Origin of the sequence: Candidatus Lokiarchaeum ossiferum (assembly GCA_025839675.1) — an archaeon.
In the GTDB taxonomy this organism is placed as follows: Archaea; Asgardarchaeota; Lokiarchaeia; order Sigyniarchaeales; family Promethearchaeaceae; genus Lokiarchaeum; species Lokiarchaeum ossiferum.
On sequence record CP104013.1, the window covers coordinates 532,441 to 547,480 of the forward strand.

Annotated in this window: 9 protein-coding genes; 5 read left to right on the forward strand and 4 right to left on the reverse strand. The window is 28.6% G+C overall.

The genetic code is table 11. The features are described from left to right. Positions 1–518 precede the first annotated feature (518 nt). The 3 genes from NEF87_RS02335 to NEF87_RS02345 all read right to left on the reverse strand — a co-directional run bounded on the left by NEF87_RS02335 (position 519) and on the right by NEF87_RS02345 (position 4,293). Entirely contained in the window at positions 519–1,748 is a 1,230-nt protein-coding gene (locus NEF87_RS02335; protein WP_457918460.1) for a hypothetical protein, read from the reverse strand. Positions 1,749–2,465: 717 nt separating this feature from the next. Further along, entirely contained in the window at positions 2,466–3,212 is a 747-nt protein-coding gene (locus NEF87_RS02340; protein WP_457918461.1) for a hypothetical protein, read from the reverse strand. Continuing rightward, positions 3,181–4,293 carry an ArsR/SmtB family transcription factor gene (locus tag NEF87_RS02345; RefSeq protein WP_457918462.1) on the reverse strand — a complete coding sequence of 371 codons (1,113 nt, stop codon included), beginning with the start codon at positions 4,291–4,293 and terminating at the stop codon, positions 3,181–3,183. The genes NEF87_RS02340 and NEF87_RS02345 overlap by 32 nt, the downstream gene beginning before the upstream one ends. 190 nt (positions 4,294–4,483) lie before the next feature. Between NEF87_RS02345 and NEF87_RS02350 the strand changes: the two genes are divergently transcribed. The 5 genes from NEF87_RS02350 to NEF87_RS02370 are packed head-to-tail and all read left to right on the forward strand — an operon-like array spanning position 4,484 to position 13,723. Beyond that, the gene (locus NEF87_RS02350; RefSeq protein WP_457918463.1) at positions 4,484–4,759 is read left to right on the forward strand and encodes a thermonuclease family protein; all 276 of its coding nucleotides are present in this window, start codon (positions 4,484–4,486) and stop codon (positions 4,757–4,759) included. 29 nt (positions 4,760–4,788) lie between these two features. Then, positions 4,789–5,028 carry an HNH endonuclease gene (locus NEF87_RS02355; RefSeq protein WP_457918464.1) on the forward strand — a complete coding sequence of 80 codons (240 nt, stop codon included), beginning with the start codon at positions 4,789–4,791 and terminating at the stop codon, positions 5,026–5,028. 2 nt (positions 5,029–5,030) lie between these two features. After that, entirely contained in the window at positions 5,031–8,177 is a 3,147-nt protein-coding gene (locus NEF87_RS02360) for a hypothetical protein (protein WP_457918465.1), read from the forward strand. Then, positions 8,152–11,772: a hypothetical protein gene (locus NEF87_RS02365; RefSeq protein WP_457918466.1), complete on the forward strand. Its 3,621-nt coding sequence runs from the start codon at positions 8,152–8,154 to the stop codon at positions 11,770–11,772. Before NEF87_RS02360 ends, NEF87_RS02365 begins: the two co-directional genes overlap by 26 nt. A gap of 19 nt (positions 11,773–11,791) precedes the next feature. Continuing rightward, positions 11,792–13,723 carry an FRG domain-containing protein gene (locus tag NEF87_RS02370; RefSeq protein ID WP_457918467.1) on the forward strand — a complete coding sequence of 644 codons (1,932 nt, stop codon included), beginning with the start codon at positions 11,792–11,794 and terminating at the stop codon, positions 13,721–13,723. 65 nt (positions 13,724–13,788) lie between these two features. Here NEF87_RS02370 and NEF87_RS02375 read toward each other — a convergent pair whose 3' ends face one another. Then, positions 13,789–14,853, reverse strand: a complete 1,065-nt coding sequence (locus tag NEF87_RS02375) for a hypothetical protein (RefSeq protein WP_457918468.1) — start codon at positions 14,851–14,853, stop codon at positions 13,789–13,791. Positions 14,854–15,040 lie beyond the last annotated feature (187 nt).

Below are 15,040 nucleotides of genomic sequence, written 5' to 3' on the forward strand. Positions count from 1 at the left end.
AAAGCAATTTTTTCTCAAAAAATTTGGGGTTTTTCCAGATCATGTCTATTTTTTCCAAAAATTATTTTAGGACAAAAAAGAGTAGAAAGAGTTTCTTGAATACTATTTTTCTAATTTGAATATTTTAAGATATAAAATTCAATTTACCTCCAAAAAGGACTAATAATAACTTCTTCCACCCGATACCAAGAATACAATAATGATATCTAGATTTCTTTGCCAAGAGTTCCGTTGTCATCTGAGAATCTACAAAACCTGCATTCAGTTAAGTGAATTGAGCCCATGCAAAAAGAAATGAACATAATTTTTTTTTTTATTTTTCTCCTTCACCATAGATATCATCTCGCAAAAGAAGAGACAAACTGCATATGAAAATACAAATTTTTAATCAGATAATCCCTTTTAATTATTGATTTGTTCGTTAGGACTTTAGTAAACTTAAAATATGTATTTTTGGTAATTCAACCTTCGTTTTTTCTTCTATAGAAATGAAAGATAAAATAATTGTGTTTCTTGAATCAGTGATGATTTAATTCAGGTTTAATTTTTTCAATTATTTGCTTTTTGATTTCTTCTATAGAACATACCTTCTTGTTAAGACCAAAATTTTTATCATAAGGCCATAAAAATGCGGAAAAATACACAGATCTCTTCAATTTTAAACTGTCTTGATCAATAAACAACACATCAAACCAACGTTGATATTTCTGTTCAGTATCATTAAAAAAAGTTTTAGCTAAATCCCCAAAGACTCTATCGCTCTGATAACCCCATCGAGCCAGTCGCTTATCTCTAAAATTGGTTTTTTTTCCAACATTCTTTGATATTGTCATGTGCAGTGGAATTATCTTCTCATTAATCCTCCAATACATAATCCCCACTATTCCTTCATATTGAGTTTCATTTTTAATACATTTTTCAATCAAAGACTCAATGAGGGGATCAATTTCTTTTTCATTACGATATATTTTTTGTTCATTCTTATCAAATTTGACACAAAAATTTGAATCCAAATCAAAGATTTGAGTATCAAATGTGATATAATTTGATATCCAATCATCCCAATTAAGAAAATCATCATCTTCTAGTTCGAGTTTCAACCAATGGTAGTTTTTCTTCTCCATGAGTTCCCATGAATCAATAAAATTTTTCATTATAAACTGAATTTTATTATATTGGCGAAATTTGAAGAAATTCTTCACATTTGGTTGATTAAATTGTTGTAAAAATTGCATAAATCTTTTTTCTTCCGAGGAAATTCTATAATCGGAGAAATTTATCTCTTTTCTCCCATTTTCAAATATATTTTCAGCAAAAGAAATACTATCTGGGGATGGAGGTTTAATTTCTTGGATATTAGTATAATTCATTTCATCGTAATATGGGATATTCTCACTTCGTGAACGTACAAAATATTCAAAATAAGCCAAAAATTTGTTGAAATTGTCATTTGAATCAAATTTTTTGACATCTAGGGGCCATACTTCTAATAATTTCAGAGAAAAAAAATTATCAACGAGTTTACCTACTTCCCCCGCATCATTTTTTAAATGACGTTCAATTCGCTCCTTCATCAACTGAACTTTCTTCGTTGGATCTTTCTGTTTCTTCTTTATATAGTCATGACCTGATTTTCCTACATACAAAATGCAATTTTCGTTTTTAGTGAGGGGATCCAATCCACTAAAGCGATACACTCCAGGATTATTCAAAAATTCATAATCGGTGATTTTTGGTTCTTGTTTCATCTCTTAGCTTTAAATTATTGGATAAGGTTAAAAATGTATCGTCATTCAATTTTAGAACTAAATCTCCAATACCTATATTCAATTTATTCCCATCCTACTATAAATAAATATTGCTTAAATGAAAATTTTATTCGATTTTAGTTAAATATTATTAAAATAGGATATAAAGCATAATTATCAGTAAAATAGATATTGAAACATAAAATTTGGAGCATTTAGTTAATGAAATCTTATTCTTATAAAAAATAAGTTTTTATAAATTTATTAGGGGTTCGATTCCCCCTCAGAGCCGCCAATCTCGTATTACAAGTGTAATACGTAATGATGTACCACAGGTGTGTTACTGGTGTAATACACTGAAAAAATCTATAATTGAATTATTTTGATCTAATAATTATTCAATATTATAATTTTATTAATCATTATACCTAATTATGAAGTAATTATAGCTGATATTAAACAAATTTGTGAAATTAGTGAAAATAGGGAAGATTTTTTAGAAGAAATATGCAATAAATGGTATCATATTTCGATATCCCCTTATCCTTATGACTTTTTTGTAGCAGATAGAATTAATAATTCTTGGTATCCATCTTCAATTGAAGTAAACATCCTATAGTTATAATAGAATTTATTTAGCTTGTCAAAATAAAAGACCACATTTACTTAAAGTCATTTATTAATAATGTCTTAAAGGGTTTTCATGAATCTTCCTTGCTATAAATTGAAATCTGTAATGTATTTTTGTTTTGAAGTTTGTAGGACCCTCTGATTTTCTACAAACTCTTTAATTATTGCACTGATTAAATCAAATATATCCTGAGAGTGCATAGATCTAGAATTAAATTTTATCTCACCAGAGAGGTATAAACAAACAGTTTGGTATCTATTGTTGTAGGAATAACGTATACCAATCATTTTAAGAGGATATTTTTTAATATTAATTACAAATTTAGTGTGATCTATTCGAATTGATCCTTTTCCCCCAATTTCAGTAAGATTAGTGTTTCCTGGTGAATTTGGAATTACTTTAATCTCGACTAAATCATATTTTGTTAGAATTTTTTGAAATTGAGAAATAAAAAATTCGATTTTTTCAAAATTTATATAAGATTTCCCAAAAATCTCTAAAAAAAAGTTTTCAATATTCTTTTTTACTTTTTCGCTTATTTCAGAAGGTAACAATAAATAGGGAGTATCTAAATCAGTATTTACAACATATACATCAATTATTTCAATTTGAGGTGTTTTCTTCTTTACATAAGATTGATTGAATATTGTTCTTTTTATATCCTTTCCAAAAGTGAATAAATATGCATTTTTATCAATTTGTCGCATTTTAATAAAATGGATTTCAAATTGTTCAAAATATTTGTTGTTTATCTCTTTTTGGAGAAATAACTGAATCTTTGACTCAATTTTTTTTCTATGTTCATAAATTTTGTAAATTTCGAGTTTTGTCATTCAATTTTGCCTCAGTTCTAAAAAATATTTGGATATATGGTTCTAAATTTGGATTAATAGTATAAAAAATTGATCTTCCTTCAGGGTGATAAATAACGAACTTCTTTTCTTTAAGTTGGGATAAATGGTAAGAAACAGTGGCTTTTGTAAGATTGAATTTTTCAATTAGCTTGGATGCATAAACTTTCTGATTTCGGGATAAAATTAAGATTTCCTTTAAAAAATTCTTATGTTGATTGCTTAATTTTTCTAATTCTGTTATAAGGCTTAAATTCATTTCATCTCTCGCAAAATTTATTGATTCGAGAGTAAATTCATCTAAATTCAATAGAAATTGCTTTTTCACACTTTTTATGAAAAGTCGAATATACATTTCGGGATTCCCACCGGAATACTTGAAAAAAAAGGAGTTAAAACTCAAAATGTCTTGTTTATCTCCCTTAAATTCTTGAACCAATATATCAAGAAGACTTTCTGCATTCTTTTCTGTTAAAGAATTAATATAATAAGTATTAATATTAGGAAACAAATTTAAAATTTCATCATTATTATAGAAAAAAGTATCCACTGCCCAAGATGATATTATAAGTTTATTTTTGAAGTAATTTTCTTTTGAAGAGAATATATTAAAGAAATCTTTTCGTTTTTCACAAGAATCAAACAATAAAATATTGTACAATTGAGAATCATTTAGAATTTCATCTAATTTCTCCGGATTGTCCACATTTTGCCAATCAATATAGTTTACTTTTAAATTATCTTCAATTTCTTTAATTAAAGAGAGAATTGTATTAAGATAAAGTGTTTTACCACTACCTTTAACTCCGACAAGGGAAATATGGATTGGATCATCTTGATTATTAATGAAATACCCAACACTTTTTCCTAATTTGGCGATTAAGTCAAGATCCAGTGCAAGATATTCTAGATTATGAAATAAATATTTTTTTGTTAGGTTATAATTTAATAAATAGTTTGGAAATCCTTGATTTTCTAACCAGGACATGTAATTTTCAAATTTTCCATCTTTTCCTTCTTTATACGACAGTTTGAAAGCTTTTCTTAAATCAGTGTTTTTCATTTTTCATCCAGCATTAATAATTATATGAATTTCAAACAATTAAATCTTTTCGAACTATTAAAAAAGTGATGACAATTAAAATTTTTTAATTTAAACTAGGAAGAAAGTTTATATAAGGGAGTTAATTCTAATCGTTTGATAGGTTCGAAATGTATTAATCATTTGAAATTGAAAAAATGGATTGAGAAAAATGTCAAGGTATAAGGTAGTAAAGGTTATAGATGGAGATACTTTCGTTGTTTCACCTGGTTGGTCATGGAAAGGCAAAAAAGGAAATCGAGTTAGACCTGAAGGGTATGATGCCCGTGAATTGAACCAATATGGAGGAAAAACAGATATGAAAAAACTTGAGAAACTTATCTTAGGAAAAACAATTGAAATCACTAAAAATATAAAATTTAGCTATAATCGGTTGTTATATGTTGTAAAATATCGAGGAAAGGATTTAAAGAATTCTATGAAGTGAAGAGAAATTGTGGATGTGTGTGAAAAAAAGTGTATAGATTAACATATAGAGATAAAAATGGATACAAACGATATTGTAATTCGGGAAAATTGGTTCATCGTCATGTTGCCGAATGTAAATTAGGCAGAAAGCTTCGTCGAGGTGAAGTGGTGCATCATAAAAATCGAAATAAAATGGATAATAGCCGATCGAACTTGTGGGTATGTAAAAGTCAAACGCAACATGAATATTATCACAAAAAAGATAAACGAAACACTGGGAGATGGTAAATATGTCAAAAACTGCAGTTCCTGTAAATAATGAGTCTTTTACAGTCAAATTCTGGAAAAATTTAATAGATTATTATTTTGAAATGCCTAATTTATGGACAGAAGAATTTTTGAGTTTAAAGAACTTCTCCCATTTTCAAAGCAAAATAATAGGGCAAAGTTTGAAAGATTGTTCGAAGTATAGGTCAGATAAGGCAACAAATATACGAAACGTATGGGGTGAGATTTTAAAAGAACTTCCAAAACTTGATCAACGCCTTGGCCAAATAATATATCGCTACATTAAAACCAAAGTCAAACAAAATATAGAAACCATAAATGCAAGCAAATTTGGATTTGAAAAAGAATTTGATGCACAATTACTGATGGAAAATCAAACAATTGATAGTCATTTTTCAAATATTAATAAAGAATCATTGAAGAAAGGAGAATTCATAAGTACAGAGCATCAAGACCTCCTTCCGGCAACCTTAACTATCGAAACTGATCAAGAATCGAGAGAAATTAATATTCAATTGATGCAAGTTCTTCATAAAGTATTTATTTCAAAAATTAGTAAAGAAAATCGAAGAAATGCTCAAAAATTCTTTGATTCAATGTTGGAAGGATATAAAATATGGGAAACACAAAATCAAGGGAAAAAGAATTTTATTTCCCGTTCAAAAGACCAATATAAGAAATTAAAAAAGAATCTAAACATTCTAAAAGAATACTTAACTTCAGGGGAATTGAAAGATATATATTCTGAGCTGGTTGAAACATTAAATAAAACCTCATATAAAGGTGCCAGTTTTCCTTCATTTCCTGGAATTATTCGTAAGGAAGATCTTCAACATGCTCCCCCAACAAATTTGGATCTGTTTCAATTTATAATCCCAGCATTCGGTATGGGATGGGACTTTAATAAGAATATTTATCTCAATTTCATTGGAATTAATCAAGTACTTCTAGAAATTCAAAGAGAATTGGAAGAAGAAGATCCTAATTCATCTAAACTTCAAAAAATTAAGGAGATTCAAACCAAACTGGTGCAATTCTTTTCCAGAAATTACATAATTGACATAAGTGACTTTTCTCCCGATGATTTAATGGCAATATACGCGATAATGGAGGATTCTGGTAAGCAAAAAGAAATTTTTGGAGAAATATGCTCAGAATATAGAACTTCAATTGATGGGATACAATTATTTGACATTCAATTTGGGAGAAACAATTATCCTTTAGAAATTGAAACGAGTAATGAAATTACGAACAATACTCTCAATGTCTTCATTATGGTGAATAATTGGGGAAAATCCAAAGAATTTCCTTGGAAAGATGGTGTGAATAATATATTACCAGATATGTTGTTGACATTATTAGCTAATGCAGGTATTTGGCCAAGTAAAATTGCAGTTTATGTAAAGAGTATGGATTTTGAATTAGCCCAAGACGAAAGATGGGATTATGAAAAAAGGATCTACAGAATATTGAAATCAATATTAGATGGTACGATACTTAAAGTTTTAATGGATCTTGGAGGAAAAGAAAACCGAAACATTGACCAAGAGATGATTAGATTAAATTCAAATGATGATATCTTAGTCATCCCAATTCTTAATCAATTGTCTTCAAAATTAGGTAAAAAAAGCAATCTCCATCGGTATTACTATGAATTAATTGAAGTTACTACAATCTTAAATCGTATTATCGATCATAAAGAATTCGGCCCAAGTGAGAATTTTTCATCCAAAAACATGTGTCTTACTCATATACAAGAAAAAATAATTAATTCAATACAAAGTCAGGACGAGAAAAACTGCTTTATCATTCAAATGTTCAATCGATTATTTGATATGAAGAATTTATTTGAAACAAACAATATGTGGAATAAATTTAATGAAAATGAACAAAAAATGATTTTACAATTATTTAATGAGAAGTTTTCTCAAAATTTCGAGTTTCATGATGTGTATGATGTTAGTTATTCATCTCAAGAAGAAAACTTGAAATTGAGAGCGAGTCTTTTTGAAACAAAGTCAGGGACAAAAAAAATCCTCCCTTATTACTATATAATTCACAGGATATTACGAATTCGAGCAAAAGATACTCCATTACTAGATTTTTTAAAAGGTTGTGAGAATGATAGTATTGATTTATTCGAGCAAAAAATAAAGGAATATTTTGACGATCCCTTGACTAAAAAAGCTTTAACCTATTTACCGGGAATATTTGTTAAACCAGGTGCTTTATTTCCACGTTTAATGAATACTTCTTCATCTTTGAGAAAAAACTTTGGTCTTGGATTGCATTTAAAGTTTAAAGAAGAAAAAACAACATATTCGGATGTTTTAGTAATCAATATTGAAGGAACGACGCTCAATAGTAATCAATTTGATGAAAATCAGCAAGAACGTATTATTCGAATTAGTGTTTATCAATATTCTTTGAAGAAGAAACCGAGAGTAATTTTTGATGAATTTTTCTTTAAAAATTCGACAAAAGAAGTGGATTACGATAAAATCATAGAAAATACCGTGATTTCCACTTGTGCATCCACTAATATCCCCATTATTGTACGAGCAAAAAACCGTTCAAAATCTGGTGATTGGTTAGCAAATAAAGTGGATACTGAGGAAATATCAAAAAACGCATTAATCAATAATGAAACATGGCGTGATTTTATAAGATATTCAAGGAGTAAAGGAAATCAAGACAAGAATATACCCCTAGTTGGATATATCAAAAATTATGTGCCAATTCCTTATGTGAAATTAAAATCATCTAATTCATCAGTTCGGGTTTTAAAGTTGAAGTTTATTTCTCAATTCGTTGAGCAAACCGAAATGGAAGAGTATGAATCTTTCATATACTTAATTTTCAAGGGAACTGATCAGAAAGGGACAAATTTACTATATGCTCATGCAAGTGCCTTGCTTTCTTTCACAAAAAAAGGGGATGCTCTCACAAATTCTGAAGAAAACAATATCTTTGATCTTCTTATTTTAAGTGCGGCACTCGGTGATGAAAAAAGAAGTATTGGTCTTTCTGGATTAGAAAGATTATTTGTTTATCCTTATACGGATGTAAGCTTCCGGATATATGGTCCTGCAATATTCTTATATGGATTAGAGGCGATAACTTATGCAAAAAGAAATGAATACGAATAAAAATCCTATTCCAATTCCATTGTTATTTGGAGAAGCATACGAATTAGGTAATTATATGGGAATGCTTTCAGTTGTAGAAAGTATTAAGAATAAAAAGATGCTCTCGTTAAAAGCAAATGGAGATGTCTTTAATCCCATTGAAATTGACGTAGAATGCATTCAAGATTTTAGTATCCAATTTGAGAGAATGTATGGAATAAATTTTATTGAACTAAAAGAGATCTTTGCTCGACTAAGACCTTTAGGAGAAACAATTTCAATTGAAGATCAACTTTTTCGATTTAACTCGGATTTACATGAATTTGGAAAGACAATTGTTCACAGATCAGTTAAAAGTCGTAGTAATTTCGTCAAAGTATCCCAATCTGAAATAGAGATATTGATTAAAGAATTAACAAATGAAATTAATGGAGTAAATTTTGTATTAGAAATTATTTCCGGTTTTTTTGATGGTCAATCGTTTGTTGAATGGTGTGAATTGCAATTTCATGATGATTTTAACATTTTAATTGAAATGAATCTTTATGATGAGCAAAATCCAGAGAATCACGCAAAAAAACCAGATCTAATGGTAGTTCAAAACAAAAAAGTGGTTTTAATCGGCGATATTAAATCATATTTTCCATTCATTAGACAAAATCGAACAAATCGGTTAAAAGATGCCTTAAATCAAATTCCGGTCGAAGGATTAAATAGTGAAATGTTAAAAGATTCATCATTTGTTCCTGAAGCCCTGTATTTGAATGATTTTGTAAAACGATATAATCTTTTGACCCGGTATTTTAAAATGATGATGTATGTTGAGATCATTTATCAAAATAGTGATGAACTCTTTCAACAGAATCCTTTATTTAGTATTGTTGTGCTTCCTGGAAAATCTGTATTATTCCATTTCCAAAATTATTCCGATTTTGAAGAAAAACGCGAAATCCTCTTGAAAACAATTCCGTTTAAGATCAAAGATCCAAATTCTTGTGATTATGATATAAAAGAAAAGATACTTAATGAGCATCAAGTTGATTTGGAATATGATTTATTAACAGGAGATAGATATATCGAACCAAATAATGAGAAAGGACAGTATCTAATACGAGAAAGATACTATGATAGACCAGAAGACCTAACGATTCCCTTAGGTAAAATCCCCGTTTTTTCAGCAGCGGAAGAAATAAAAACAGCAATAGAACCTCCTATTGCTAAAGGATGGAAAGGTACACCTGTGTTAAATATTCAAACACTACATTTGAAGAAAATAATTAAAAAGTTAACACAGGAAAACTCAAAGTTCCACTGTATTATTGATGGATCAGACCAAGGAACAGGTAAAAATTTCTCGTTTGCTAAATATATCAAGTATCTTGATAATGAGGATATAGAACAATCTATTTTAATGGTCTGTCCTAGAAAAGACACGCTAAATGAAACGATTATTTCAATTTGCAATAATCTAGGTATTGAAGCACCTCACTTAGATGATTATGGAAATATTCAAGATTCAGAATTTAACCAAGGTAAGGTAAAAATTCGATTAATTCGTAGTGAATTTGGCCAACAAATCGTTTTCAACCAGAGAGGATGGATAAACCAGAAATTTACTTACGGAGGGGAAGGCGCTACAAGTAAATTAAATAATTTGATAAAAACACCTAAATCTGGAATTGAAATCACATTTCTAACCGCTCAAACTTTACCCTTCTATTTTCGGTCCCATAAGCAACAGAAACTCCCCCTCCAACATTATAAAAAATTTTATCAAAGATTTGATTTAATCGTCTTTGATGAACTTACCAATTCTCCTCCTTTAGTCAGAGAAGTGTTAATTGATTTAATTAATGGATATAAGCAAATCCAAACAAGAATTCCTAATATCATTCCAAAGATGCTAGTCTTGGATGCATCTATTACAAGTCCAGATTTATTTATTCAACAATTCAAACCTTTAATTTCTGCCGATTCAAAATTTTCAACGTTTTCGGAATATATTCAAAGCTATGAAGAAAATCCAATTGAAGATGTTTTTGAAGAAGTTTTCATCAAACTTGATTATTTCAGGTATCAATTGAATCAATCTTTAATATATGGTTATTCTTCAATTGGGTGGCAAGATGACTATGTATCTATGCCGTTTGAAGAGATAAAAAACCAAATTCAAGAACAAATAACAATAATTCAAAAAAAATATTGGCCAAATTTCCCTGATTTCGATACATTACTACAACATGGGGAAGTGATGTTCTTTATTGATAACAAGTCTCTAATTGAAGAATTTAATGATTGGATTATTGAATTGGGATATGATTGTGGAATTTCAATAGCTGAACAAAAAGAGAGAGCATTTTATGATTCAAAGAATATAATTGGGACAAATTCACTTGCTTTTGGGACCAATTTCCCTTCCAAAAAATTAATGATCATAATACCTCCCTATCAAGGGACAGACTATTTCAAGTATCGACAAAATATCGAATTACTCCGACAGGTAACCAAACGAATGCGAGGTTCTGATGAGAATGTTGACCGAATGGTAAGCTTTTTAGTTTTTCCTACTAAAGAGAACAATATAGATTTATCTCAGTCAGTATCGATTAATTTCTATAGAATAAGAAACAGCATCCGGGAATTCCTTTATCAGAAGAAATACCATCAGCTTCCATCATTTTCCTCATATCTGAATAATATTCCAAGCATAAATCCGAATTACGATACAAAATTAAGGAATTCTTCTATTTATACTCCCAAGGTTCCTTCATTTGGAATGAAGGATAAGAATCAAATAAGTTTAGAATTCTTTTTAGGAACCATTTTCCCTAAATTACGTGTTATTTTTTTAAAGTGGGGATTTCGCTGTCGAACGTCTTTTAAAATTGGCTTTAATAATGATAAATATATTGGGCTACCTTTATCTAATTTCATCTGCTATACATTAGATAACCAGGATTTCTCACGTACTTTTCAAATCGAAGTCTATGCATCTAAAGCTCTTTCTGATTTGTCTAAATTGAAAAAATATTTGGCAAAAAATACTGCGGAAGTCAGAAATGATTTAGCGTTTGTATATAGAATGATGCAATGGCATAATCAACATGAAAAACAACCAAGTAAGGCTGCTTATAACATAATTGATAGAGAGATTAAAAATATTGAACAATCTGAAACAGATGGCAAAAAATGTCTAATATTATTTGCGCATTTCATCCAAAACCTATTCAATGTGAATTCGTTGCCGCTGTCTGGAACTGCATATTTACTCACATTGAACATTGCCGAAAAAACAAGTAATACTTTTGGTAATAATCTAAATATTTATCAGCAGATAAGCTATCAGAACAAGGAATATGTAAGTCAATTGTTTAAAATGACATCTCCTTTGAAATCATTATATTTTGGTGCAGGGAATTACTTTGAGCAACCTGTCTTAGTTAACATTGAGAAGAAAGGATTAACGACCGTTGGATACTTATGTCATTATCCAAATTTTGCTCATTTTGATTTTTCCCAACCAAATTATCAATTATTGAAGTATTGCCTATTAAAAGAATTATACCGGGAGAACTATGTATATCTTCCAAATTTATTAAAAGGATCTACTTTATAGAAACTTGGAGTTGAATTATATGAAAAATGACAAAAAAAAACAAAAATTGGAAAATAATGAAATCATAATCAGATCATGTGAATTAGAAATCAATAATTTAGATGAATTCGAACAAATTGCTAATTTTTTTCAATCTTCAAGTTATGTTTTCCGAGGTTTATCAAATCATAAATATGAAATTACTTCAAAGTATGATCGTGCACGATTTAATACTGCAAAGTTAGATGCAACAAGAGCAACACCATATATTCTACAACATATTAAAAAATTGGTTCTAAACTTTAAAAATATATTAGATGACGCAACGAATTCTTATTTAATTAATGATAAAATCAAGAAATTTTTAAAAGCATTAAATTCTTCTACAACAGATATATCTGATTCAGAGAAAAATCTTGCTTTACTTTGTTTACTTCAACATTACGGTTGTTCTACTCCTTTAGTTGATTTCACACGAAATATCAATATCGCCTTATATTTTGCTTGTTCTGATAAAATAAATGAAAATGGATGTATTTGGGTAGTAATGCCGTCTCGGCTTCTTTGGTCTTCAGGTCATCAAATGGTCACAGATACATGGGAAGAAAGTAATTCTCGTTTTTTTTCATTTAAAGATATTGCAAATTTAATATTCTTAGAGAATTCAAATTACCTTCATCGTCAAATTGCTTTAATAGATTTTAATCAATTTTGCATTAACTATAATTTACCATCTTTTCCGAGAATTGAAAATCAAGAAGGAGTTTTTGGATTTGGACGAGCTGATGATAAATCTTTTTGGGAACAATTTCAATCACATTCAATTTTTACTGCATTTGATACTGATAATAAAGAGGAAATTATGCAAATCCTTAATTCTCAACAAGAAAATCCGATTTTAATTGCGAAACTAATCTTAACTACAGAATTTAAGAGAAATTGGTGGGAAACAAATAAAGAAAAATATAAAAAATATTGTAGTGTATTCTTATTCCCTGATCAACAAGGAATTTTTATTGAAACAGATCTTCAAACGAAATTTTCATTTAGTTATATGGATCGAATCATTTCTGATAAAAGAAAGTATAAAAGATTACTTCAATCTATTTATGGGAAAGATTTTACAGATAGAATTTTGAATTATAATATTAGGATAAAATCTGAAAATATCATATCAACTCTAAATAAATATTATAGAAATGATCAGAAAAGATGTATGAAATGTAAAGAATATTATAATCGATTAAATATAATTGAAAAACGGGATTTTTCACAACGCAATATGGATTTTCCAGCATGGTTAGGAAATCTTGATTATACTTTGGAAAAAGGAAAACCTTATCGAAAGAACATTATGATTATTGGAGAAAGTGTTACATCAAAATTCAAAAATAAAAAAATGAAATCAGGTAATAATTTATCTAATAAGCGAATAAATAATATATGTTTTGAATTAGGAACCATTACTAAAGATTTCTCAGAATCGAATGATCCCGAAGACTTGATCTCTATTTCCGTCTTCTGGGCGAAAATCCAAGAAATGTTTCAAATCCATTCTCCTGAATTTCTAAATAATTTTTATCTCACAGATGTGGGGAAATGTGATTGTAATAAGAATCATTATATGTTATTTACATGCGGTATGAATTATCTGCTAAAAGAAATTAAATTTATCCATCCAAAGATTATTTTAATTATGGGAAGAAGAGCACAAAGGCTTTTTCTTTCCCTATTAAGTTTTGATTCACAGGTAAAATCAATCAAATATGATAATAAAAATTTACCCGCTCTATCTTATTTTAAACCAAATATGAAAAAACCTGTGAAAGGTGAATTTAGCTATTTGAAAAATCTTGAAAATCCAATTCATTTTCTTTGCGTCCCACATACTTCATCTGCGAATAACAAATTTAAAGATTGGAATCAAATTGGCGATTTCATCAGACAACAATATAGTTTTAATTTTCATTAATTATGATAATGTTAGAACTGTAAGATTAATTGAAAAAGTTTTTACAAAAATCCTGATGAATAATATTAGTAAAGATTAACAATTTTTTCATCTAATATGTCAATATTAGCATCTTGTGTAAATTTTGTAGAACTTTTATTCAATATATGCTTTACAGAAGCATTAGCTTCATTACATACAATCAATAAGAGATCTGGTTTTTTTTTTAGTCTTTCTTCAAAATTTTTTAGATATTCAATATTAGATTTTCTGATTCCTGTAGATCTAATACCACAATACAATGAAAGAAGTGCACTTCCAAATTCTGCACAAAATTCTTCTTTAGCTTTTACAAGAATTCCATTTCTTTCAAGAATTTCTTGTTTTTTGCTCTCATCATAATTTGCTTCAATAATTTTTTTTTCATATTTTGCTTTACCCCAATCACGTCCTCTTCTATCTTTATGAGTCAAACTATGGATTAATTCATGGAAAAAATCTCGATAATACTGATAAGTCATACCCTCGTAAGAATTTATATGTTTTATCAGGATTTCATCAATATTTTTCTCATAATCGTATCTATATCTAGGGATTCCTTGGGAAATATTAATTATTTTTGGGATGTTTTGCATCTGAGTAATAATATCTGTCGCTTTCTTTACTATTCTGAATTTTGGTCTGAGAAGGGGATTTACTTGATCAATATTCCAGACTTCAAACAACTTGATATCGTATTCAATAGGTTCTTTCCATGGATGCTGCTCTTCTTTTGGGAGTTTATTGAATTTCTCCATTTGTTTGTAATAATGGTAATTTCTTATACTTCCTGCTATAAATGTAGGTTGCTCATACGAATTTATACAATATCCTACTTTTTGAACGGCATCCCGAGTTATCCATTGCCTAGTCTTAAATCTCTTTTCTTGCATTGAGAGTTCACAAATTCCCTGATTGAATATGGAATATGGAATTGAGGGAGTATAATAATTGGAATGATAGAGGGATATTTCTTTATTTGGTTGAATTTGAACAGTGTTTTCATCATCTTCAAAAATTATATAATCTGAACTTTTTAAAGTTTCAAAAATCTTCTTAGAATTAGTTCTTAGAAATTTTGTTAATGAGTTCCGATTTTTTATAATGGTCATTACACACAGTTAAAATAGAACCCTTTAAGAAAACATTTACTACCTAATTAATAGCAATCGTTGATAGTGATTCCTATGAATTAACCATCATAATACCAAAATCCATTTGAATGATAAGAGAGAAATAAGAAATTAGATGATCTAAATAATTACGACATTAAATCTCAGGAAATTATGTTTATATAGA